This window comes from Bacteroides sp. FSHCM14E1 (genome assembly GCF_019633785.1).
Taxonomy (GTDB): Bacteria; Bacteroidota; Bacteroidia; order Bacteroidales; family Bacteroidaceae; genus Bacteroides; species Bacteroides hominis.
In genome coordinates this window covers 305,446-327,478 of the sequence record NZ_JADKYL010000002.1, presented here as the reverse complement: position 1 = coordinate 327,478, position 22,033 = coordinate 305,446, and the positions used below count along the sequence as shown (strand labels likewise).

The 22,033-nt window shown below is 44.2% G+C and carries 15 protein-coding genes and 1 pseudogene; 12 read left to right on the top strand and 4 right to left on the bottom strand.

Translation table 11 applies throughout. From position 1 onward, the window contains the following. Window positions 1–62: 62 nt before the first annotated feature. Together ISX59_RS04420 and ISX59_RS04415 are read left to right on the top strand one after the other, a co-directional pair. Window positions 63–1,898: a TrkH family potassium uptake protein gene (locus ISX59_RS04420; protein ID WP_005809772.1), complete on the top strand. Its 1,836-nt coding sequence runs from the start codon at window positions 63–65 to the stop codon at window positions 1,896–1,898. Between the two features lie 15 nt (window positions 1,899–1,913). After that, entirely contained in the window at window positions 1,914–2,600 is a 687-nt protein-coding gene (locus ISX59_RS04415; RefSeq protein WP_005775954.1) for a TrkA family potassium uptake protein, read from the top strand. Window positions 2,601–2,694: 94 nt separating this feature from the next. Here ISX59_RS04415 and ISX59_RS04410 read toward each other — a convergent pair whose 3' ends face one another. Both ISX59_RS04410 and ISX59_RS04405 read right to left on the bottom strand, forming a co-directional pair. After that, on the bottom strand, window positions 2,695–4,155 hold the full coding sequence (locus ISX59_RS04410) for a catalase (protein WP_005809771.1): 1,461 nt from the start codon (window positions 4,153–4,155) through the stop codon (window positions 2,695–2,697). Window positions 4,156–4,372: 217 nt separating this feature from the next. Further along, complete coding sequence (locus ISX59_RS04405; RefSeq protein ID WP_220575701.1) at window positions 4,373–6,910, bottom strand: glycoside hydrolase family 31 protein; 2,538 nt, start codon at window positions 6,908–6,910, stop codon at window positions 4,373–4,375. A gap of 132 nt (window positions 6,911–7,042) precedes the next feature. Here ISX59_RS04405 and ISX59_RS04400 point away from each other — a divergent pair, with 132 nt between their 5' ends. The 8 genes and pseudogenes from ISX59_RS04400 (at window position 7,043) to ISX59_RS04365 (ending at window position 17,598) form a co-directional block, all read left to right on the top strand. After that, a complete protein-coding gene (locus tag ISX59_RS04400) occupies window positions 7,043–7,588 on the top strand; it encodes an RNA polymerase sigma-70 factor (RefSeq protein WP_032529786.1) in 546 nt (181 codons plus the stop codon). Between the two features lie 62 nt (window positions 7,589–7,650). Next, window positions 7,651–8,643, top strand: coding sequence for a glycoside hydrolase family 43 protein (locus tag ISX59_RS04395; protein WP_220575700.1), 993 nt, complete (start codon window positions 7,651–7,653; stop codon window positions 8,641–8,643). A gap of 639 nt (window positions 8,644–9,282) precedes the next feature. Then, window positions 9,283–10,248 (top strand): FecR family protein, encoded by a 966-nt coding sequence (locus ISX59_RS04390; protein ID WP_220575699.1) that lies wholly within the window; start codon window positions 9,283–9,285, stop codon window positions 10,246–10,248. A gap of 173 nt (window positions 10,249–10,421) precedes the next feature. Next, window positions 10,422–13,808, top strand: coding sequence for a SusC/RagA family TonB-linked outer membrane protein (locus ISX59_RS04385; protein WP_220575698.1), 3,387 nt, complete (start codon window positions 10,422–10,424; stop codon window positions 13,806–13,808). Window positions 13,809–13,819: 11 nt separating this feature from the next. Further along, window positions 13,820–15,343 (top strand): SusD/RagB family nutrient-binding outer membrane lipoprotein, encoded by a 1,524-nt coding sequence (locus ISX59_RS04380; protein WP_220575697.1) that lies wholly within the window; start codon window positions 13,820–13,822, stop codon window positions 15,341–15,343. A 73-nt stretch (window positions 15,344–15,416) separates the two neighbouring features. Further along, the gene (locus ISX59_RS04375) at window positions 15,417–16,403 is read left to right on the top strand and encodes a metallophosphoesterase family protein (RefSeq protein ID WP_217737761.1); all 987 of its coding nucleotides are present in this window, start codon (window positions 15,417–15,419) and stop codon (window positions 16,401–16,403) included. A 9-nt stretch (window positions 16,404–16,412) separates the two neighbouring features. Continuing rightward, window positions 16,413–16,517: pseudogene (locus ISX59_RS04370) on the top strand (alkaline phosphatase); the annotation flags it as partial. Between the two features lie 73 nt (window positions 16,518–16,590). After that, the gene (locus tag ISX59_RS04365; protein ID WP_005809750.1) at window positions 16,591–17,598 is read left to right on the top strand and encodes an endonuclease/exonuclease/phosphatase family protein; all 1,008 of its coding nucleotides are present in this window, start codon (window positions 16,591–16,593) and stop codon (window positions 17,596–17,598) included. 86 nt (window positions 17,599–17,684) lie between these two features. Here ISX59_RS04365 and ahpF read toward each other — a convergent pair whose 3' ends face one another. Together ahpF and ahpC are read right to left on the bottom strand one after the other, a co-directional pair. Then, a complete protein-coding gene (gene ahpF, locus ISX59_RS04360) occupies window positions 17,685–19,235 on the bottom strand; it encodes an alkyl hydroperoxide reductase subunit F (protein ID WP_220575696.1) in 1,551 nt (516 codons plus the stop codon). A gap of 68 nt (window positions 19,236–19,303) precedes the next feature. Next, window positions 19,304–19,870: an alkyl hydroperoxide reductase subunit C gene (ahpC, locus tag ISX59_RS04355; protein ID WP_005775969.1), complete on the bottom strand. Its 567-nt coding sequence runs from the start codon at window positions 19,868–19,870 to the stop codon at window positions 19,304–19,306. Between the two features lie 960 nt (window positions 19,871–20,830). On the opposite strand from ahpC, the gene ISX59_RS04350 reads away from it, so the two are divergent. Beyond that, window positions 20,831–21,298 carry a DUF4890 domain-containing protein gene (locus tag ISX59_RS04350; RefSeq protein ID WP_220575695.1) on the top strand — a complete coding sequence of 156 codons (468 nt, stop codon included), beginning with the start codon at window positions 20,831–20,833 and terminating at the stop codon, window positions 21,296–21,298. A 151-nt stretch (window positions 21,299–21,449) separates the two neighbouring features. Beyond that, window positions 21,450–22,004, top strand: coding sequence for a DUF4738 domain-containing protein (locus ISX59_RS04345; protein WP_005775973.1), 555 nt, complete (start codon window positions 21,450–21,452; stop codon window positions 22,002–22,004). Window positions 22,005–22,033 lie beyond the last annotated feature (29 nt).

The following is a 22,033-nucleotide window of genomic DNA, read 5'->3' as shown; positions in this document are numbered from 1 at the left end:
AAAGAATCGGATATGTTTGTTATTTTAGTTAAGTTTGTGCGACTCTATTAATATGCAATCCGATGAAGATTTATCATAAATTCTTTTTGTACCAGAATAAATTGTTGCAGCCTTACGTACGACTTTTGCTACGATTAATGGCAATTATCACCTATCTGGCTTCCATCATGCTGATAGTCGGAGTGATTTACGAACATGGCTTTACGCTCTCTGCCCATGAAGTTACGAAAATACATCTTCTTTATAAGACGGTTTGGATTATATTCCTGATCGACGTTACGCTGCATATCCTGCTTGAATATAGAGATACGAAAAAGAATTTCCGGAAGTTGGCCTGGATACTGAGCTGGTTACTGTATCTGACTTTGATTCCTGTTATCTTCCATCGGCCCGAGGAGGGAGGGGCTATTCTGCATCTGTGGGAATTCCTGCACGGTTACTTTTACCATATTGTCTTGCTGTTGCTTTTCTCCTTACTGAATTTGTCTAATGGGCTGGTACGATTGTTGGGCAGGAGAACCAATCCTTCTTTGATTCTGGCTGTCAGCTTCCTGGTGATTATATTTATCGGATCGGGGTTGTTGATGTTGCCTCGTTGTACTGTGGAGGGGGTTACCTTATCGTGGGTCGACGCGTTGTTTACTTCTACCAGTGCCGTCTGCGTAACCGGGTTGGTTCCCGTTGACGTATCCGCTACTTTTACGCCGGCCGGACTGACAGTTATCATTCTTTTGATTCAGATCGGTGGTCTGGGAGTGATGACACTGACCAGTTTCTTTGCCATGTTCTTCATGGGAAATACTTCTTTGTACAATCAGTTGGTCGTACGTGATATGGTAAGTTCCAATTCATTGGGGTCGTTATTCTCTACTTTATTGTACATATTAGGTTTTACATTGGTCATTGAGGGGATAGGCATGCTTTCTATCTGGTTCAGTATACATGGTACGCTGGGGATGGATGTTCAGGATGAACTGGCTTTTTCTGCCTTTCATTCCATCTCTGCCTTTTGTAATGCCGGATTTTCTACGTTGCCTGGTAATTTAGGCAATCCGATGATTATGACCCAGCATAACTGGCTGTATATAACCGTGTCTTTCCTGATTATTTTTGGTGGAATCGGATTTCCGATTCTGGTTAATTTTAAAGATATTATAGTTTACCATGCCCGTCGTTTCTGGCGTTTGATCCGTACCCGCCAGTGGGACAATCATCAGGTACATCATCTGTTCAATCTTAATACTAAGATTGTATTGATAATGACTGTTCTGCTACTGGTTTTCGGAACGCTTGCCATTGCTTTTTTCGAGTGGAATCATTCGTTTGCAGGCATGTCGGTTGCCGATAAGTGGACACAGGCTTTCTTCAATGCCACTTGCCCCCGAACCGCCGGATTCAGCAGTGTAGACCTGACTTCACTGAGCATACAAACCATCATGCTTTATATAGTCCTGATGTGGATCGGTGGTGCGGCACAGTCCACAGCCGGTGGTGTGAAAGTAAATGCTTTTGCTGTTGCCTCACTCAACCTGATCGCTGTGCTGAGAGGAACCGAAAGAGTGGAGGTATTTGGCCGTGAGTTGTCACATGACTCCATCCGACGTTCCAATGCTGCGGTAGTCGTTTCTTTGGGAATCTTGTTTGTGTTTGTCTTTATTCTGAGCATACTGGAACCCAAGATGTCTATCATGACCCTGACGTTTGAATGTGTGTCGGCTTTAAGTACGGTTGGCTCCAGTCTGAATGCCACTCCTTTGCTGTGTGATGAAAGTAAGTTGCTGGTATCTCTGCTTATGTTTATCGGCCGTGTAGGATTTATCACTCTGGTGCTGGGCATCGTGAAACAGAAAAAGAATACAAAATACCGTTATCCGAGCGATAACATTATCATAAACTAATCAGTTGAATTTATTATGAAATACATTATTATTGGTCTTGGAAACTACGGTCATGTGCTGGCTGAGGAACTTTCCGCCTTAGGGCACGAGGTGATAGGGGCCGATTTGGACGAAGGACGGGTAGATAGCATAAAAGATAAGATTGCCACCGCCTTTGTAATCGATGCGACGGACGAGCAGTCTCTTTCCGTTTTGCCTCTTAACAGTGTTGATATGGTGATTGTTGCCATTGGTGAGAATTTCGGAGCTTCAATCCGTGTGGTGGCTATGTTGAAGCAAAAGCAGGTGCAACATATTTATGCACGTGCCATCGACGGAGTACACAAAGCAGTGCTTGAAGCATTTGGACTGGAGAAGATACTGACTCCGGAAGAAGATGCCGCCCGAAGTTTGGTGCAGTTGCTGGATTTTGGTACAAAGATGGAAACTTTCCGGATAGATTCGGAATACTATGTAGTCAAATTCAATGTTCCCGAGAAATTTGTAGGCTATTTTGTCAATGAGTTAAATCTGGATGAAGAGTTTCATTTAAAGCTGATAGGACTGAAACGCTCCAATACCATCAAGAATTGCTTGGGCATTTCGTTGGTAGAGCACAAGATAGTGAACGAATTGCCCGAGAATGCCAAGATTCGTCCGGATGACGTATTGGTATGCTACGGTAAATATAATGATTTCCAGAAACTGTGGAAGGCATTGTGATAGACAAATAACGGAAGACGACGAATCATTGATATAAAAATGCGCCATAAATGTTATTGTCTAACATTTAAGGCGCATATAAAAAGAGAGAAAATTATTCTTTCAATGCTTCTTCCAGATTAATACCCAAGGCACAGGCTACTCCTGCACCATAAGCCGGATCAGCTTTGTAGCAGTTGCGCACATGCCGTTGTTTGATAAACAGTTCTGCATCGCCCATAGCACGTGCGGTATTTTCGAACAATAATTGTTGTTCATCCGCAGGCATCAGTCGGAATAAGTCACCCGGTTGGCTATAGTAATCGTCATCGTATTCGCGTTCGTTATAGTTGAATACATCTCCATGAACCTTCAGAGGCGGTTCCTTTTTATCCGGAGAGTCTTGCCATTCACCATAGCTGTTCGGTTCGTAGCCTTTGGCCGAGCCATAATTGCCATCCACTCGCATAGCTCCGTCGCGATGGAATGCGTGGAACGGGCAACGTGGCTTGTTCACCGGAATCTGTTCAGAGTTTACTCCCAGTCGATAGCGTTGTGCATCGCCGTAAGAGAATAGGCGTCCCTGTAACATCTTGTCGGGAGAGAAACCGATACCTTCAACAATGTTCATCGGGTTGAAAGCCGATTGTTCTACTTCTGCGAAATAGTTTTCCGGGTTACGGTTCAGTTCAAGGATACCTACATCCTGTAACGGGAAATCTTTGTGCGACCAAACTTTGGTAAGGTCAAACGGGTTGATGCGATAGTTGTCAGCCTCTTCTTCTGTCATCAGCTGGATCTGGAATTTCCATTTCGGAAAATCACCTCGTTCGATACTTTCGTACAAGTCACGTTGATGTGATTCACGATCTTTGGCTATGATGGCTTCAGCTTCCTGATCAGTCAGGTTCTTGATGCCCTGCATGGTTCTCAAGTGGAATTTAACCCAGATACGTTTGTTCTCAGCATTTAGGAAACTATAAGTATGACTGCCGAATCCATGCATGTGGCGATAAGAAGCCGGAATACCGCGCGGACTCATTGTAATGGTTACTTGATGGAGGGCTTCAGGCAATAGGGTCCAGAAATCCCAATTGTTATTGGCACTACGCATGTTGGTGTGTGGGTCACGTTTTACTGCATGGTTCAAATCGGGGAATTTCAGAGGATCGCGCAGAAAGAACACAGGGGTATTGTTACCTACCAGATCCCAGTTTCCTTCTTCTGTATAAAACTTCATGGCAAATCCACGGATATCGCGTTCTGCATCGGCGGCTCCGCGTTCTCCTGCTACAGTTGAAAAACGTACGAAACATTCTGTCTGTTTACCTACCTGGCTGAAGATAGCGGCTCGTGTGTACTTGGTGATATCGTGTGTGACGGTAAATGTGCCGTAAGCTCCGGAGCCTTTAGCGTGCATACGGCGTTCGGGGATCACTTCACGATCGAAATGAGCGAGTTTCTCAATCAACCATGGATCTTGTAGCATGATTGGCCCGCGGGGGCCTGCTGTCTGGCTGTTTTGGTTGTCGGCAATAGGACGACCATTAGCTGCTGTAAGTTTTTTCTTTTCCATATAGTTTTGGTTTTTACCGGAAACAAAGCTTTCAATGATGTGAAGTCTTTTACAGCTCCTCTTCCGTGTTATTACTTGACAAAAGTAGCGCTAAATTGTTTACTCGTCAAATAGATAATTTCAATCCATGGATAGGTGATATCTATTTCTATCAAAGATATCAGTTTTACTTGGATTTGCAATGTTTCGTGGGAAAAAATATAAGATGTAAGTGATTCTATTTTTTCCAGCCGATTGTTTCCAAAAACCATTGGGTATTAGTCTCGTTCAGTTTTTGCTCCTTGAGCATTTCCGGCATTTGACTATAGTTTCTTTTGAATGCTTCTATCAGTTTGTTAAAACGTTCGGGCGAGTAATTCAGTGCAATGCTGGTCGCTTCGGTTGCTCCCATGGCAGGGGTCAATACGATCCCGGCATCCCGGTATTTGAGCGCGGTGACAGCCTTGCTGAATCGTTTGAATTGTGAAACCATTCCGTCATTTAATTCCGGGATAGAAGTCGGATATTGAATTTCTATCGTGTTTCCCTGGCTGCACGATGTTTCCGGTAGAGTGATCAGTAATGCCAATTCATCACCGATGTATTCATATTCTGCTTTGCTTCCATTCACGGTGATTGCTTCCGGAATGGCGGAACCTAATACTTTTATCTTAAACTGACGGTTAAGCGGCATGTTGCGATAGCTGCCTTTCCGAGGAGCAATCGTTACGGTTAAAAGATTATCTTTTCGTTCACAGGCCATCCGGGTACGGGCATATTCGTCGGCATAATATTTATCATTGCCGTTGTCTTCATAGAAACAGAACGAACCGCTTCCTCCGGGGAATACATTTACGATAATCTCTTCGTTATTGCTGTTCAGATTCTTCACCCGGTTGTAAAGAGGGAGTACGGAGCCCGCTTTTACGTATACCGGATATTCGGTCAGTGTAAACGAGCGCTCTACTGTCTGTCCTCCTTTCAACAAGGTTCCGGTTGTCCATTCAAACCAGTCGTTACCTTCCGGCAGCCACACCTTTACTGTGGAAAGTCCGTTTTGCATGGGAGTAGTGATGGGGGCTACCAAAATCTGGTCGCCAAACATGTATTCGTTTCTGAAATCGTATGCCTCTTTGGCTTCAGGATAATCGTAATACATCGGGCGGCAGATAGAAATACCATTATCGTAAGTCTCCCGGGCCATCGTATATATATAAGGAGCCAGTTGGTAGCGGAATAGGATCGAGTTACGTAAGGCTTCGAAATAATCCCCTTTGAAATTCCATAATTCTTTATTCAGGACCGCATTCTTTGTAGAGTGAGTTCGCATCACGGGTGTCAGAGCACCGTATTGCATCCAGCGGGTGAAAAGTTCCGGATCGAGTATTTCTTTTTCACCGCCTTTGAACATGTGCCCACCGATGTCATGGCTCCAGTAACCATACAATACATTGGAGGCGCAGTTAGTAAAGTAAGGTTGGAATTCAAGCGATTTCCATGATATGACAGCATCTCCCGAGAAGCCGATCTGGTAACGGTGATTGCCCAGTCCTCCCCAGCGATGATAGAGCATCGGACGCGTATCACGGTTACGCTCCATATCCGAGAAGAAAACATAATTGATCCACCAGGTATTACTGAGGCTGTCCATTTTCTTATCATACATCCATTGCTGCCAGTCGAGCCACCAGAAGTCTACTCCTTGTTTTTCCATGGGGCGGAGTACCTTGTTCAGCATACCGTTCATAAAATGTTTGTCCGAAACTACCCAGGGGATAGGTTCGTGTTTAGCCGTATCTATTCCCATCCATTGTGCCATCTCCGGATATTTTTCTTCATAAGGGGCCACACCATCGGCAGGATGTAGATTTAGGGTAATCTTTAAGTCATTGTCTTTCAGATAACCGAGGAATTTGGCAGGATCCGGAAAGAGTCGGCGATTCCATGTCCATCCTGTCCATCCGCCGAATCCCGGTTCGGTATAGTGCCAGTCCATGTCTACCACCAATACATCCAGAGGAATATTATAAGTGTGGAAGTTGTCCACCAATTGCCGCATCTCCTTGTCCGAATAACTCCAATATCTTGACCACCAATAGCCGAATGCGTACCGGGGTGGGAGAGGAACTTTTCCCGCAAAGGCTGTATAATCTTTCAGGGCAGCTTTGTAGTCGTGTCCATAGGCCATGAAGTACCAGTCTTGTCCGTCTTTATTTTCACGTGTCTCTACCCAGGGCCATTCCGAATCATCAAACAGGAAATTTTTTGAATCGTCAATCAGAGTCCATCCGTCTGTTGAGAGAAGACCGTCTTCCAGCTTCATGTCCTGATGGCTGTATATGTTGTGGTTTCCTTCAAAACCATCCAGTGTGCGGTCCGTCCCTTTCAGGTTTCCCTTTTGCGTTGTACCGGGTGTCCACTCGAAGGGCAACATTCCTTTGGCCGATGTAATCGTTAAATTATCTTTCGTAAAAGGACCTTTCCCTTTTTTATATTTCAATTTCATACGGGCGGTACTTATCACTACCACCGCACTTTTATTTTGTACCGTGTACTCCGGAACCGGTAAGTTACGGTGGATTGCTACAAATGATGGGGCGTCGGTAAACGTACCCGAAGGACTCCATTCCATACGGATAACTCCATCTGTGAGAATGCTAAAACGTACGTTCCCATCACAATAGGCTATTGTGTTCTGAGGAGTTGCGGCCGAGAGTGAAAGGCTGAACAGAACTCCTTGCAATGCCAGTAAAAAATAGACTGCTAAATGTTTCATGTTGTATTTATGTTAGTTTTTCACAAAGATAAGAGTAATATTCATATATTTGTAATAATGAATTTTAAATCTTTTTATATCTTTGCAACCTGTGTAATAATTATCGTTCCTTTAGTTACAACAGATGATAGTATGAAAAAAGACGGTTTCTCAGAAATTTATGATGTTTATTTTCCGAAGTTACTGCGTTTTACCCAAACGTATCTGATTTCAGAGGATGAATCGGAGAATATTGTCCAGGAAATCTTTATCTATTTATGGGAACACAGAGATATCATCGAAACACTTCAGAACCTGAATGCCTATCTGTTTACATTGGCAAAAAACCGTTGTATCGACTATTTTCGTAAAGAGATGGTTCGTGATATCCGTAAAGGTTCGCTTTCGGAGATAGAAAACAGGGAACTCCAACTGAAACTATATTCATTGGAAGCATTTGACAACGATCGCCTTTCGGATGCTGACATTGAGGAGATATTGAATAATGCCATCAATCGCTTGCCGGAGCGTTGCCGTGAAATATTTATTATGAGCCGTTTGCAGAATCTCCGCTATAAAGAGATAGCTATACGGCTGAATGTTTCTCCCAATACGGTTGAGAATCAGATTGCCATCGCATTGCGCAAGTTAAAAGAAGAACTGAAAGACTACTTTCCCCTTTTTGTTTTCATTATCTGAAAAAGAATCCCTATTTTTGTCAAGCTATTAGGAATTACTTATTTTATATTCAAAACACAACAATGAAACACTTAGTTATTTGCATCGTCCTGATGGTGGGCGGTGCTTGCTGCTTTGCACAGCAAAAGAAAGTGGCTGCCCATAAGGCCACGAGTGGTAATCCTGTACTCCAGGGGTGGTATGCCGATCCGGAAGGCATTATTTATGATGATACTTATTGGATCTTTCCAACTTGGAGCGATGTTTACGAAAAACAGACTTTCTTTGATTGTTTCTCTTCCAAAGACCTTGTGAACTGGACCAAACATGCTTCGGTTCTGGATACTACAGCCGTTAAATGGGCTAAGAAAGCGATGTGGGTTCCTTCGGTGATTAGCAAAAATGGAAAATATTATTTCTTTTTTGGAGCGAACGATGTTCACGAAGGAGAGATTGGTGGCATTGGCGTGGCAGTCAGCGATCGTCCGGAAGGACCGTACAAAGATTTGCTGGGCAAGCCGTTGATTAATGAGATAGTGAATGGAGCGCAACCGATCGACCAGTTTGTGTACAATGATGACGGGCGTTATTATATGTATTATGGTGGTTGGGGACATTGCAATGTAGTGCAGTTGAACGATGACTTTACAGGATTGGTACCTTTCGAAGACGGTACTATCTATAAAGAAGTGACTCCGGAAAATTATGTCGAAGGACCGTTTATGTTCAAGAAAGACGGCAAATATTATTTTATGTGGAGTGAAGGAGGTTGGGGAAGCCCTGATTACTCTGTAGCTTATGCTATTTCCGATTCTCCGTTCGGTCCTTTTAAACGTGTAGCCAAAATTCTGGAGCAGGATTCTTCAGTGGCAACCAGTGCCGGACATCACTCGGTGTTGCATGCTCCCGGGTCGGATGATTATTATATTGTTTATCATCGTCGTCCGCTGAATGATAATGCGCGCGATCACCGCGCGACTTGCATTGACAAAATGACTTTTGACAAAGACGGATTTATTAAACCTGTGAAGATGACTTTTGAGGGTGTACCTCCACAGAGGATCAAGAAGAAATAAGGAAATCGTTTGGGAGATGTGCCGGAAACAGAATGGCACATGAACAAAGCTGGTTTTGTAAACGGCCGCAGATGCTGACTTTTTCAAACTGTCGATGACATTTGAAATTGCATCTGAGGCCGTTTTATTGTTTGGGATCAGTAGGGTGTCTTCGGGCAAATGCGGTGATCGTTAAGAGTGAGAAAGTGCATTAAGAAGTCCATTGCTTGATGGGATGTGCTTCTTTATGAAGTGGTGAAGTCATGACTGAAAAATCTTCTGGTCTGCATGTAAAGTTCATCTTAGCCGCTAAGATGGACATCTTGGCTGCCGAGATCTGCATCTTGGCTGCTAAGATACACATCTTGAGTGCTGAGATGGACAGTATGATATGGAGAATCCCATTTTCTTTAGTATTCTGACGAACTTTGATCAGGGACTTTTGTGTGTTTGATTTTAATCTTGTGATGGGCTTGTTCAGAAGAGGTTTCCGGAGAGGGAGAGGTATAAACCGATGAAAGGCCGGGACAGGGGATTGTGATGCTTTATTCTGGCTGCACGGGTCTGATTGCAAAGAAAAAAAGTTTTTTGAGAAAAAAGTTGTTTTTCTTTTAGTGGATTTTAAAGGCTGTTACGCCTTATTAATAGAAACCCTAAAAAATGAATGAACTAATAGATAAATATTTTGCAGGAGAAATGACTGACCGGGAGAAAAAAGACCTTTTCGACCGGATAGAGACGGATGAAACTCTGAAGAAAGAATTTCTCCGGATGCAGAATGTAGTAGCGTTGACCGGAATACTTTCCCGGCAGGACGATCCTGAAGTCAGCCGAAAAGGGAAGCAGCATTTCGCGAAACTCCTGTTTCGTAAAAGATTGAAGCGGACAATTACCGTATCTTTGAAATATGCCGCTGTTTTTGCGGTGTTGATTGCAGGTACTTTCTATGTCACAAAGCAATACTTGTCAGAGGAATTCGGTAAAAACTATACTATGATTACAGCTCCCAAGGGACAGCGGGTAAAAGTGGATTTACCGGATGGAACCGTTGCCTGGCTGAGTCCTTGCAGCAGTCTCCGCCTGTCGGCATCTTTTAATGAGTCGGACCGTAAAGTAGAATTGGATGGTGCTACTTATTTTGATGTGGCAAAGAATCCTGAAAAGCCGTTTATCGTTTCGGCCAAGGGCTATCGGGTCAGAGTGCTCGGAACTAAATTCAATATATCGGCCTATAAGAATAGTGCTGAATTTGAGACAGACCTTGTAGAAGGCTGTGTTCACATTTATGATCCGGCAGATATAAGGAATGAAGTATTTCTGCAATCCAAAGAGAAGGCGGTGCTGTGGGGAGACCGTCTGATGAAGCGGGAATCGGACTTTGATAATGAAGAATACCTGAAGAACGGAATAGTGAGCTTCCTGTCGGAACCTTTCGGGAGAGTGCTGAACAGTGTCGCTTTATGGAATGACGTAAATTTCAAGATAGAACGTTCGGTCAATGCAACCCAACGTATTTCCGGTAAATTCCGGCAAAGTGATTCTTTGGAGAGTATCTTAAAAGCTTTGCAAGGTGCCATGCCTTTCAAATACAAGATAGTTAGTGAAGAGGAAATTATTATTTATTGATAAATACGGATGATACTCTAACTAAAAACAGATGCCTATGAAATAGAAAAACAGTATGAAGTGAAAAAAAGGAGGAAATGGTCTGGTACACCTTTCCCTCCCGATAAAGTCAACACATTTGGCTGGTCCTAATAAAAAACAACAAAGTATTAACCTTATTACATTGCAAAAGTATGAAAAAAAACTTATTGCTGTTATCTTATGCAATTAAACAACGTGAAATTATTCAAATCTTGCGAATTATGAAATGCACAGTCTTGCTATTATTTCTGCTTATCCTTCAGGCACATGCCGGTGTAAGCTCGCAAAATGCAAGGGTAAACATGTCTCGAAACCAACTTCCGTTAAAGGAGTTTATGGCGGAAATTGAAAGACAGACAGACTATCTGTTTATCTATAGTGATGCAGAAATCAATGCTTCTCGCCAGGTAAGTGTGAAGAAAGGTACTCATAGGGTGGCCGATTTACTGAGCGAGGTGCTCTCTAAGAATAATATTTCTTATAATTTCGCAGATAATTATATTTCTCTTCATGTACGCAAAGAGGCTGAAGCACAGTCTTTGGCTGCATCTCCCCAACAGAAAAAGAATACAATTCAAGTATCGGGAACCATCGTAGATACCGTAGGTGAGCCTATAATCGGGGCTAACATCAAATTGAAAGGTGCTCAGGGAACCGGAACGATTACGAACGTGGAGGGTAACTTTAAATTGGAAGTGCCTACCAATGGTGTACTGATCGTTTCCTTTATCGGATACCAACAGCAGGAAGTGCCGGTGAACGGAAAAACCATGCTGAGAATTAAAATGGCGGAAGACGCAGAAGTGCTTGATGAAGTGGTGGTAACAGCTTTGGGTATCAAACGCGAAGAAAAGGCATTGGGTTACGCTGTCCAGAAGGTGGGTGGAAGTAAGTTGTCCACTGTGAAACCTGTTAACATCGCTACTTCACTGACCGGTAAGGTTGCCGGTCTGAACGTAACCAACAGTACGGAGTTCAATACGGCTCCGACCCTCAAACTGCGTGGTGAGACTCCGTTATTGGTTGTGGACGGTGTGCCGTATAGCAATATTTCTCTGAATGATATCGCGGCAGATGACATTGAGTCTGTTGACGTATTGAAAGGAGCTACTGCATCGGCTTTGTATGGTGCCCGCGGAGGTTCGGGAGCTATCATGGTGACTACAAAGAAAGGTAGCCAGGAAGGACTGAATATTTCGGTAAACAGTAGTACGATGTTCAATGCCGGCTATCTGGTGTTGCCGGAAGTGCAACACGGATACAGTACCGGTCAGGGAGGTAAATATACCGCTGCCGACTTTGTTTGGGGTGATAAATTGGATATCGGCCGTACAGCCGTACAGTATGACCCGTATACTTATGAGTGGAAAGAGATGCCGTTGGTTTCGAAAGGTAAAGACAACTTTAAGAACTTCCTGGAAACAGGTTTCATCACCAATAACAATATCAGTATCAGCCAGACCGGTAAATACGGTAGTTTCCGCTCTTCTTTGTCGCATGTTTATAACAAGGGACAATATCCGAACCAGAGATTGAATAAGATTACTTATTCGGTAGGTGGAGACATGAAGTTCGGCAAACTGAGTTTCGAAGGAGGCGCGATCTACAACAAGCGTTTCTATCCCAATGGTGAAGGAGCCGGTTATGGCGGCGGCGGTTACATCTACAACCTGTTGGTATGGACAGGTACCGATTATGATGTGCGCGACTATAAAAACTATTGGAGAAAGAAAGACGAAGAACAGAACTGGATGAATGACGTGTGGTATGATAACCCTTATTATCTGGCGCATGAAATGACTTCATCGAATGATTATGATAAAGTAAATACTTACTTGTCGGGTAAATATGACATCATGCCCTGGCTGAACTTCTCAATGAGAGCCGGTGCCGATGCTTATGCCAGCCGTACGGAAAAGAAAAACGCAATGAGTGCCCGCGGCGGATGGGACAAGAACGGATACTTCTATACATCCAAATCTACCGGATTCAGTTTCAATGGTGATGCTTTGTTATCTGCCAACCACAGTTTTGGCGATTTTGCCATCGATGGTTTTGTCGGAGGTACCATCTATTATTACTATGATGATGCCATATCATCGAATACCCGTAACGGATTGAGCATTCCGGGCTATTATTCGCTGAAAGCATCGGTTGACCCGATTGCTTCTTCAAGTTCATACAAGCAAAAACAGGTGAATTCTATTTACGGAAAATTCTCTGCTTCCTGGAAGAGCACCGTGTTTGTGGATGTTACGGCACGTAATGACTGGTCGTCTACTTTGCCCTCGGAAACACGTTCTTATTTCTATCCGGCTGTATCGGGAAGTATCATCATGTCGCAGTTGCTGAAGATGCCCGAATGGCTGAACTTCTGGAAACTGAGAGGTGCCTGGACTGTAACGAAGAGCGACTTGGGCATTTATGATACGAATCAGGCTTACAGTGTAAGCACCAACGTATGGGACGGAATGAATACTGCCGTATATCCGGAAATGATTCGCAGTTCAACCCTTGAACCGACTGCTGCGCGTTCTTACGAAATCGGTACTGCTTTCAATGTATGGAACAACCGTTTGCGCTTTGATATTTCTTATTATAACAAGCTGAAATACAACCTGACACGTGAAGCTACAATCAGTGGATCGTCCGGTTTTACCAAAACATTGGTGAACTATGATGAAGAGCAGGTTCGTCGGGGAGTGGAAGTTTCGTTGACAGCATCTTTGATCCAATCAAAAGACTGGAATTGGGAAGTGAATGCTAACTGGGCCCGTGACCGTTACTTCTATGCTAAGGTTGACCCGGTGTACTCTACACAGAAACCTTGGGTAGCTGCCGGTAAACGTTGGGACTGGTATGGCATCTATGACTGGGAACGTGACCCTCAGGGAAACATCATTCATGAAAACGGTTATCCCGTACAAAGCAAATACCAGTCGGTAATGGGTAATGAATATCCGGACTGGATCTGGGGTCTCAGCACTACCTTGCGCTATAAAGAATGGACTTTGGGAATCTCGCTGGACGGACGTGTAGGCGGTATGGCTTATTCTCGTACGGAGCAGACCATGTGGAACACCGGTGTACACCCCGATAGTGATAACAAATGGCGTTATGATGAAGTGGTGAACGGCAAAAAGAACTATGTGGGCCAGGGTGTGAAAGTGGTATCGGGTAAGGTTGAATACGACACAACCGGAAAGATTATCAGTGATACGCGTGTGTTTGCACCGAACGATACACAGGTTTCGTATGAAAGCTATATCAAGAACTACAATCCGTGGTCGGGTGGCAAGGTTTACCAGAACGTTCACGACTGTACATTCCTGAAATTGCGTGAGCTTTCATTGTTGTACACAATGCCCAAATCAGTATGTGATAAACTGCATATGAAAGGCGTTACACTCGGTTTGATCGGACAGAACTTATTGATCTGGATGAAAGAGTTTAAGTATGCTGACCCGGATGTGGATTCGGACGACCTGAATTCACCTTCTATGAGATATGTCGGATTTAATGTTAAGTTTGATTTGTAAAAATGGAAATTATGAAACTAATAAATAAAACGTTGCTTTTACTTACAGCAAGTGCCGCTATCCTGGCATCTTGTAACAAGTTTGATGATTTGAATACGAACCCGGATGCCGCAACCAAGGTGACAGCCCCCATGTTGGCGACAAAACTTATCCTGAATATCACACAACAGGGTGCTGCAAAGAATTTTGTATACCACAGTATGCTGAGCAAGCAGATCGCATGGTCGGAGAATGCTTCGGATGAACAGTACAATTTGTTTGGCAGAACCGATTTTGACGGTTATACCATTCTCACAAACTGCCAGAAGATGATTGATGCGGCCAATGATGGAGATAAGGACTCGTATGCTGCTTTGGCTAAATTTATGAAGGCCTATAAGCTGTTCTATAAATCATTGGAAGTGGGCGATATCCCTTACAGTGATGCTTTGAAAGGCGAAGAGGGAGTTCAGAAGCCTAAATACGATACACAGAAAGAGGTGATGCGCCAGGTATTGGAAGATTTGGAAGAGGCTTACACTTTATTCTCATCGGGTGATGACTTTGACGGTGACCCTATCTTTGGCGGTGACACTGAAAACTGGAAAAAGACCGTGGTTGCATTCGAACTGAAGGTACTGACCCACTTGTGTAAGAAAGAGGCGGACGCAGACCTGAAAGTGAAAGAACGCTTTGCCCGACTGGCTGCCTCGGGTTCGCTGATGACATCGAATGCAGATAACTTCCAACTGGTATATTCTAATAAGGCCGGACAGCTTTATCCGTTCTACTATACACAAAACAAGCATTCTGACTATCTGATGATGTCGAGCGTGATTATCGATAACCTGAAAAAGTTCAATGACTACCGCATGTTCTATTATGCTTCTCCTTCGAAAGCCCAGACAGACAAAGGGGTGAAAGAGTCCGAGTGGGATGCTTATCTTTCGGTAGATCCTTCGGACAGCTATTCAAATATCTCCGTTCTGTACGGAAAAGGTGAATTCTGCATGGCTAACCTTCGTTATACCCGTATTCCGGAGGGGGAACCTCTGATGCGCCTGAGCTATGCGGAGCAGAACTTTATATTGGCTGAAGGAGCTGTACGCGGCTGGATTTCGGGAGATGCTTCTACTTATTATAAGAAAGGTATAGAAGCCAGCATGAATTTTATAGCGGACAACACGCCTGATAAGGAAGAGTATACTCATGGACGTACCATTACCCAAGAGTATATACAGGAATACTTGGCACAACCGGTCATCCAGTTATCCGGTGATAAGGAAAAAGACCTGGAGATGATCTTATTGCAACGTTATCTGGCCTCGTTCCTGCAACATCCGTATGACGCTTACTATGACTACCGCCGTACAGGATATCCGGTATTGCCTATCAATCCGAATACGAACCTGAATACAGAAAAGGATAAGATCCCTACAAGATGGATGTATCCGGAGGCTGAATTCAGTTATAATCCGGATAACGCCAACGAAGCTGTTCAGCGTCAGTACAACGGTTCGGACGATGTGAATAAGTTAATGTGGATTCTCCAGTAAATTATTACTCATTTGAAGGTAAACGCACAGGTATATCCTGTGCGTCCTTCTTTATACCCAAATAATCATAACCATGAAACAAATTTATTTATTGTTGGCTATCCTGTTGGGAAGCCTTCAGCTGGCAAGTGCACAGCAGCAAACTCTCCGGTTCAACAAAGACAGTAAATTCAAGATTGTCCAGTTTACCGATGTTCATTATATCTATAATGACCCCCGTTCGGACATATCGGTTGAGCGTATCAATCAGGTATTGGATTTGGAAAAACCCGATCTTGTTCTTTTCACAGGTGACGTGATTTATGGCAAACCCGCGGAAGAAGGGATGCGTACGGTATTGAATCTGGTATCTAAAAGAGAGATTCCTTTTGCCGTAACTTTCGGGAATCATGATAACGAGCAGGGATTGACCCGTGAAGAGCTGCTGAAGATTATCCAGTCCGTTCCTTACAACCTGACACAGACCACTCCGGGAATCTCGGGGGTGACCAATTTTATCCTGCCTGTGAAGTCGTCGGACGGAAAACGCAATGCAACGGTTCTTTATTGCATCGATTCCCATTCTTATTCACAGATAAAAGGGGTGAACGGATACGATTATATCAAATTTGACCAGATTCAGTGGTATCGTGAGAACAGTAAGAAGTTTACTGCGGAAAATAATGGCGTTCCGGTTTCGTCGTATGCATTTTTTCATATAGCTTTGCCGGAGTATAATCAGGCAGCCTCTTCCGAAAGCGCAATACTTTATGGTATTCGTAAAGAAAAAGCATGTGCTCCCCAATTAAATTCGGGCTTGTTTACTGCCATGAAAGAGATGGGAGATGTGAGAGGTGTATTTGTGGGACACGATCATGATGACGACTATGCTGTGTCATGGAAGGGCATCTTGCTGGCATACGGACGTTATACTGGCGGTAATACAGTCTATAACCATCTGACAAACGGTGCGAGGGTGATAGAGCTGGATGAAAACGCAAGCAGCTTCCGTACATGGATACGCCTGAAAGAAGGGATTGTTCAACAAGTGACCTATCCTGCCGATTTTACTAAAGAATAAAGGTTGCACAAAAGCATGATGCAATATGACACTGCCGCCACGATGGGATATGTTTTTGGAGTGAAACAGCCGCAAGTTTGGACAGGACGTCCGATGATACAGGCTTTCAAGTAAAACAGTACTGTCACAATCCGAAGAAAAACAATGCACATAATATAAATTGGATAAAATGAAAAAGATTTTTTTTATGACGCTTTTCCTGCTGGTAACTATGGTGGGGCAAAGTAAAGGTAAAGGTGAATTTACGGTTCTGCAATGGAATGTATGGCAGGAAGGTACAATGGTTCCGGGAGGATATGATGCAATCGTTAACGAGATTGTACGTTTGCAACCCGATTTTGTGACGTTCAGTGAAGTACGCAATTACCATAACACTCGTTTCAACGACCGTATTGTGGCTTCTCTCAAAGAGAAAGGGCTGGATTATTACTCTTTCTATACTTATGACACAGGCTTGCTGAGCAAACATCCGATCACGGATTCACTGACTGTATTTCCGGAAAACGGAGATCACGGAAGTATCTATAAACTGACCAGCTCGGTGGACGGACATAAAGTGGCTGTTTATACGGCGCATTTGGACTATCTGGATTGTGCATATTACAATGTGCGTGGTTATGACGGTTCCAGTTGGAAAGAGATACCTATTCCGACTACTGTGGAAGAGGTGCTCAAAGTGAATGTGGCATCTCAACGCGATGACGCCATCAAGATGTTTATCGCTGAGGCCAAAAAGGACATTGCAAACGGATATAGCGTGATTGTAGGCGGTGACTTCAACGAACCTTCACATCTGGACTGGATTGAGGAAAACAAGAATCTGTACGACCATAATGGTCTCGTAATTCCCTGGACAGTGACAACATTGTTGGAGAAGGACGGATTTATAGATACATACCGCCATATTTACCCGAATCCGCTGACTCACCCGGGATTTACATATCCGGCAGATAATCCGCTGAAAGAACCCGGTAAACTGACATGGGCACCGAAAGCGGACGAACGTGACCGCATTGATTTTATTTTCTATCAGGGAAAGGATATTGAAGCAAAGAAAGCGGTGATCTTTGGTCCGAAAGGCTCTATCGTACGTAACCAGAGAGTACAGGAGACTTCAAAAGACAAATTCCTGCTTCCGTTGGACGTATGGCCGACCGATCATAAAGGACTGTTGGTAACGTTTAAGATGAAGTGATGTTTCACCACAGAAGACATAGAGTAACACAGAGTGAATTTTAAGTCATTGATTATTGACATAAATGCTCTGTGTTACTCTGTGTCTTAAATCTCCCCACGCATCCGGTCTTCGAACGCTGCGAGCGCTGCTTTGGCACCTTCCCCCATTGCGATGATAATCTGTTTGTAGGGAACGGTGGAGACATCTCCGGCAGCATAGATCCCCGGAACATTGGTGCGGCAGTGGGAGTCTATTATGATTTCACCCGGACGGTTTACTTCTACCGTCTCCCGGAAAATACCGCTGTTGGGCATCAGTCCTATCTGTACAAAAATGCCGTCTAACCCGATCACCTGTTCCTGCTCCGTCTGACGGTCTTTGACACGGATGCCGGTAACTTTGTCGCCATTGCCTATCACTTCGGTGGTCTGCGAATGGACGAAGACTTCTACGTTCGGCAGGCTTTTCAGTTTCTCCTGCAACACTTGGTCTGCTTTCAGTTCATCCATAAATTCGAGTACCGTGACTTTGGAGCAGATACCTGCCAGATCGATGGCAGCTTCGATTCCGGAGTTTCCTCCTCCTACGACAGCCACATGTTTTCCTTTGTAGAACGGACCATCGCAATGCGGACAGAATGCAACTCCCCGGCCGATGTATTCCGCTTCGCCCGGTACATTCAGTTTACGCCAGCTTGCACCGGTGGCAACGATTACTGCCGGAGCAGAGAAACGCTCGCCCCCTTTGGCTGTGAGCACTTTGTCTTTGCCTTCAAGCTCGAGCTTTTCAAGCCGGCGATGTTCGAGCAGGTCGATAGGGTATTGTGCCATGTGCGTTTTCAAGTTATCGGCCAACTGACTTCCGGTGGTTGAGGGAATGGAAATCAGGTTCTCTATGCCGACCGTCTCTTTTACCTGTCCGCCTATTCTTTCGGCAATAACGGCTACATTCAGGCCTTTGCGGGCCGAATAGATGGCAGCGGCGGAACCTGCCGGACCTCCACCGACTACAATCACGTCATACTTCCTGATAGAACTTTCACGGGCGCTTTGTTCCACTCCATATTGTTCTTCCAGTTTGCTCAACAGTTCGCCAAAGTCGCCGCGGCCTACATGAATCAGTTTGCCGTCTGCGAATACAGAGGGAACTCCCTGTATTTTCAAGGCTTCTACTTCGGCTTGATTGATGGCACCATCCACCGTCTGGTGCTGGATCCGGGCGTTGAGTGTGGTCATGGCATTGAGTGCCTGCACTACGTCGGGACAGTTGGTACAAGTCAATGACACATAGGTTGTCAGGCGGATAGGTCCTTTCAATGCTTTTACCCGGTTGCAAATCCCTTCGTCCGGGAAGTTTTTGCCTTTTCCGTCCGCGTTCAGTACGGCGAGTAGTAATGAACTGAATTCATGTCCGTTGGGGACGGCGCGGAAAGTGATGCCCGTCCTTTGGTCGTCTTTGAGAAGCGTAAATTCCAGTCCTTCGCCCTCATGGATCCGACAAAATAGTTTCTCTGAACAAGATGCCACGTCGTTCAGAAGGTCCAGGAGTTCGTTGCGGCTTTCGTGCTGTGGTGAGACAGTGATATCGAATGTGTACTTCGCCTCCAATCCGGAGAAGATGGTACGTAATTGTTCTTTTATAGCTGAGTCTAACATTATATTGAAGATTGATTAGGGTAAAAAAGACCGGCATTGGGGGATGCCGGTCTTCATAGAATTACTGCTTAGATCTTACCGACCAGATCGATGCTCGGCTTCAGGGTTGCTTCGCCTTTTTTCCATTTGGCGGGGCAAACTTCTCCGTCGTGGGTAGCCACAAACTGTGCGGCTTCTACTTTGCGGAGTAATTCATCGGCATTACGTCCGATGTTGTTGTCCTGTATTTCGGCAATCTTGATCTTTCCTTCCGGATTTACGAGGAAGGTTCCGCGGTAAGCCATTCCGTCTTCTTCGATCATCACGCCAAAGCCACGGCTCAGTACGCCTGTCGGGTCTGCCAGCATCGGATATTTGATCTTGCGGATACTTTCCGAAGCATCATGCCATGCTTTGTGTACAAAGTGGGAGTCGGTGCTTACCGAGTACACTTCCACACCCATAGCCTGGAATTGCTCATACTTTTCGGCAACGTCTACCAATTCTGTCGGACATACAAATGTGAAGTCTGCCGGATAGAAGAAGAAAATAGCCCATTTTCCCTTTACGTCTTCGCTGCTTACTGTTTTAAAACTTCCGTTTTGAAAAGCCTGTACTTTGAATTCAGGCATCTGTGAGTTGATAATTGGTTCCATAATTGTTTCTTATTTAGATTCATTCTTTATTTGTTTACGTTGCAAAAGTATGGCAAAATTTCCCGTTTCAGCAAAAAATCCCATTGATAATATTTATCGGCTGATAGATGAAATCTTATGGGGTATGCAGCTCCATGCGTTTTTTGCCTGGTATAAGGACGGAACGTTCATATTGTAACTTATTTCTTTAGTCCTCTTCCGGAAAGAAAGTAAAAACGCTGATTGGCTGACAAGCCCTTTGGAGATTCGGATCAAACCGGCGGGAGCGAAGTGCAAAAACTGAGTTTTTCTTCCTCAAGAAGCAGGCTTGGGCGGTGCGAAAGCCGGTGTTTTCATCCAAAAGAGCCGGTGTTTCCGGAAAAAGAAGTAAGCATTTGGTCCGAAAGACGTAAGCAACTTGAGAAAATGCTTACTTCTTTTTGGAATATCTCTATATGTTTTCTCTCATTACATATATTGTTCCCGTTTGAGAGATGAAAAGAGAGAGATTTTTTTCTGGTTGACCTTTGATTATGAAGATGCCGAAACAGATAAAAGGGAAGTGCCGGACTTAAATAATACTCTTTTTGTTCTTATTCTTATAGAATAAGTGTTCTCTTGCCTGAAAATAGAGATTAAAGGTGATAAAACGGAAAAGGCTGACCGGGAAAGGAGACGAAAAAAACGTTCTACTGCATTCTTGCCCGGAAAAAAGCAAATCTGGGTCCATTCGATTATCAATTTGACAGAACGGCATTTTAAAGCCTTCGCCGTGGAAAGAGGAGGGAGGGGTGCTTGGAAGAGAAGGTAATATGAAAGCAAAGAGAGCGCAGACAGGTGTAGTCTAATCAAAATAGAAATAAGTTTGCGTTTTGTTAAAGTTGTATTCACGTTTAAACTTCTATCTGACTTTTTAGTCATATAGACAGTTGCAACAAAAAAGACAGATGATTATTTGATAATTTAAAAAAGAAAAGAACAATGAAAAGAATAAGTTTTTTGTTAGTGGCCCTTTTGATGGTAGGGGGAATGGCGATGGCACAAGGCCCGCGCAGAGGTGGTCAGAATATGGATCCGAAGGAACGTGCCGAGCGCATGACTGAACGTATGGCGAAAGAATACTCTTTGAACGAAACCCAGAAGAAACAACTGTTGGAAGCCAATATGGCTCTGATGGAGAAGATGGGAACACGTCCCGGAAAGATGAAACCCGAAATGAGGCAAGGTAAGGAGGGGCAGAGTCAGGCTACTGACAGCTGCACTTGTAAACAGGATAAAAGAAAAGCTCCCCGCATGTCGAAAGAAGACAGAGAAAAGGTGCGACAGGAGATGAAAGCTTCGCGTGAGGCTTACGATGCCAGTCTGAAGAAAATAATGACGAAGGAGCAGTATGAGGCCTATACCAAGCAGAAGGCCGAACGCGGACCGAAAAGAGGAGGTAGAAAGTAAATTTCAGTATGGATGATCAGTGATGGACCGGCGTAGCGGTATAGGGCGCCGGTTCCTCACTAATTGTCAGCTACTAATTACCGAAATACTTGTATATTTCCACTGCTTTTTGTTCCTTTGCCGTACGATTTAATAAACAGATGATTCAAATATGAAAAAGCTTATTTATCTGCTTGGGTTGACAATGCTTATGGTTATCGTTGCGTGTTCCGGTACAGCTGAAAAGAAACAGAGCGATATCCGTGTCTTGATGCAAGATAGCACCGATGCACATGGCTTGCAGCGGATGACAGCCCGGAAGAGTGAGATAGATATTAAATACAAAGGCAAAGAGTACCATTCGTTTATATCCCGTACCCCTAATGATTCACTTCCCCGGGTAGTGAGCCAGATGGGAAATACATACGTTGACAATCAGATTGTTCTGAGACTGACACGCGGGAATGAACGTATTTTTAGCAGGACTTTCACCAAGAAACAATTTGCGTCTCTGATAGGAGAGGACTTTATGGCAAAGTCCATTCTGGAAGGAATTGCTTATGATAAAACAACTCCCGAGGGATTTGTCTATGCCGCCAGTATCTGTTATCCGCAAACGGACTTGTATGTGCCCGTCTCCATTACGATCTCGACCGATGGGAAGATCAGCATGAAGAAAGAAGAACTTCTGGAAGAGGTATACGAGGAGGATACTTCTGGCCGTTAAAAAATACAAAAAGAGTTTACCTTTTTGTT

Coding starts and splice junctions, on each gene's coding strand:
- ISX59_RS04420 (WP_005809772.1), top strand. CDS start 63: ATGAAGATTTATCATAAATTCTTTTTGTACCAGAATAAATTGTTGCAG.
- ISX59_RS04415 (WP_005775954.1), top strand. CDS start 1,914: ATGAAATACATTATTATTGGTCTTGGAAACTACGGTCATGTGCTGGCT.
- ISX59_RS04410 (WP_005809771.1), bottom strand. CDS start 4,155: ATGGAAAAGAAAAAACTTACAGCAGCTAATGGTCGTCCTATTGCCGAC.
- ISX59_RS04405 (WP_220575701.1), bottom strand. CDS start 6,910: ATGAAACATTTAGCAGTCTATTTTTTACTGGCATTGCAAGGAGTTCTG.
- ISX59_RS04400 (WP_032529786.1), top strand. CDS start 7,043: ATGAAAAAAGACGGTTTCTCAGAAATTTATGATGTTTATTTTCCGAAG.
- ISX59_RS04395 (WP_220575700.1), top strand. CDS start 7,651: ATGAAACACTTAGTTATTTGCATCGTCCTGATGGTGGGCGGTGCTTGC.
- ISX59_RS04390 (WP_220575699.1), top strand. CDS start 9,283: ATGAATGAACTAATAGATAAATATTTTGCAGGAGAAATGACTGACCGG.
- ISX59_RS04385 (WP_220575698.1), top strand. CDS start 10,422: ATGAAAAAAAACTTATTGCTGTTATCTTATGCAATTAAACAACGTGAA.
- ISX59_RS04380 (WP_220575697.1), top strand. CDS start 13,820: ATGAAACTAATAAATAAAACGTTGCTTTTACTTACAGCAAGTGCCGCT.
- ISX59_RS04375 (WP_217737761.1), top strand. CDS start 15,417: ATGAAACAAATTTATTTATTGTTGGCTATCCTGTTGGGAAGCCTTCAG.
- ISX59_RS04365 (WP_005809750.1), top strand. CDS start 16,591: ATGACGCTTTTCCTGCTGGTAACTATGGTGGGGCAAAGTAAAGGTAAA.
- ahpF (WP_220575696.1), bottom strand. CDS start 19,235: ATGTTAGACTCAGCTATAAAAGAACAATTACGTACCATCTTCTCCGGA.
- ahpC (WP_005775969.1), bottom strand. CDS start 19,870: ATGGAACCAATTATCAACTCACAGATGCCTGAATTCAAAGTACAGGCT.
- ISX59_RS04350 (WP_220575695.1), top strand. CDS start 20,831: ATGAAAAGAATAAGTTTTTTGTTAGTGGCCCTTTTGATGGTAGGGGGA.
- ISX59_RS04345 (WP_005775973.1), top strand. CDS start 21,450: ATGAAAAAGCTTATTTATCTGCTTGGGTTGACAATGCTTATGGTTATC.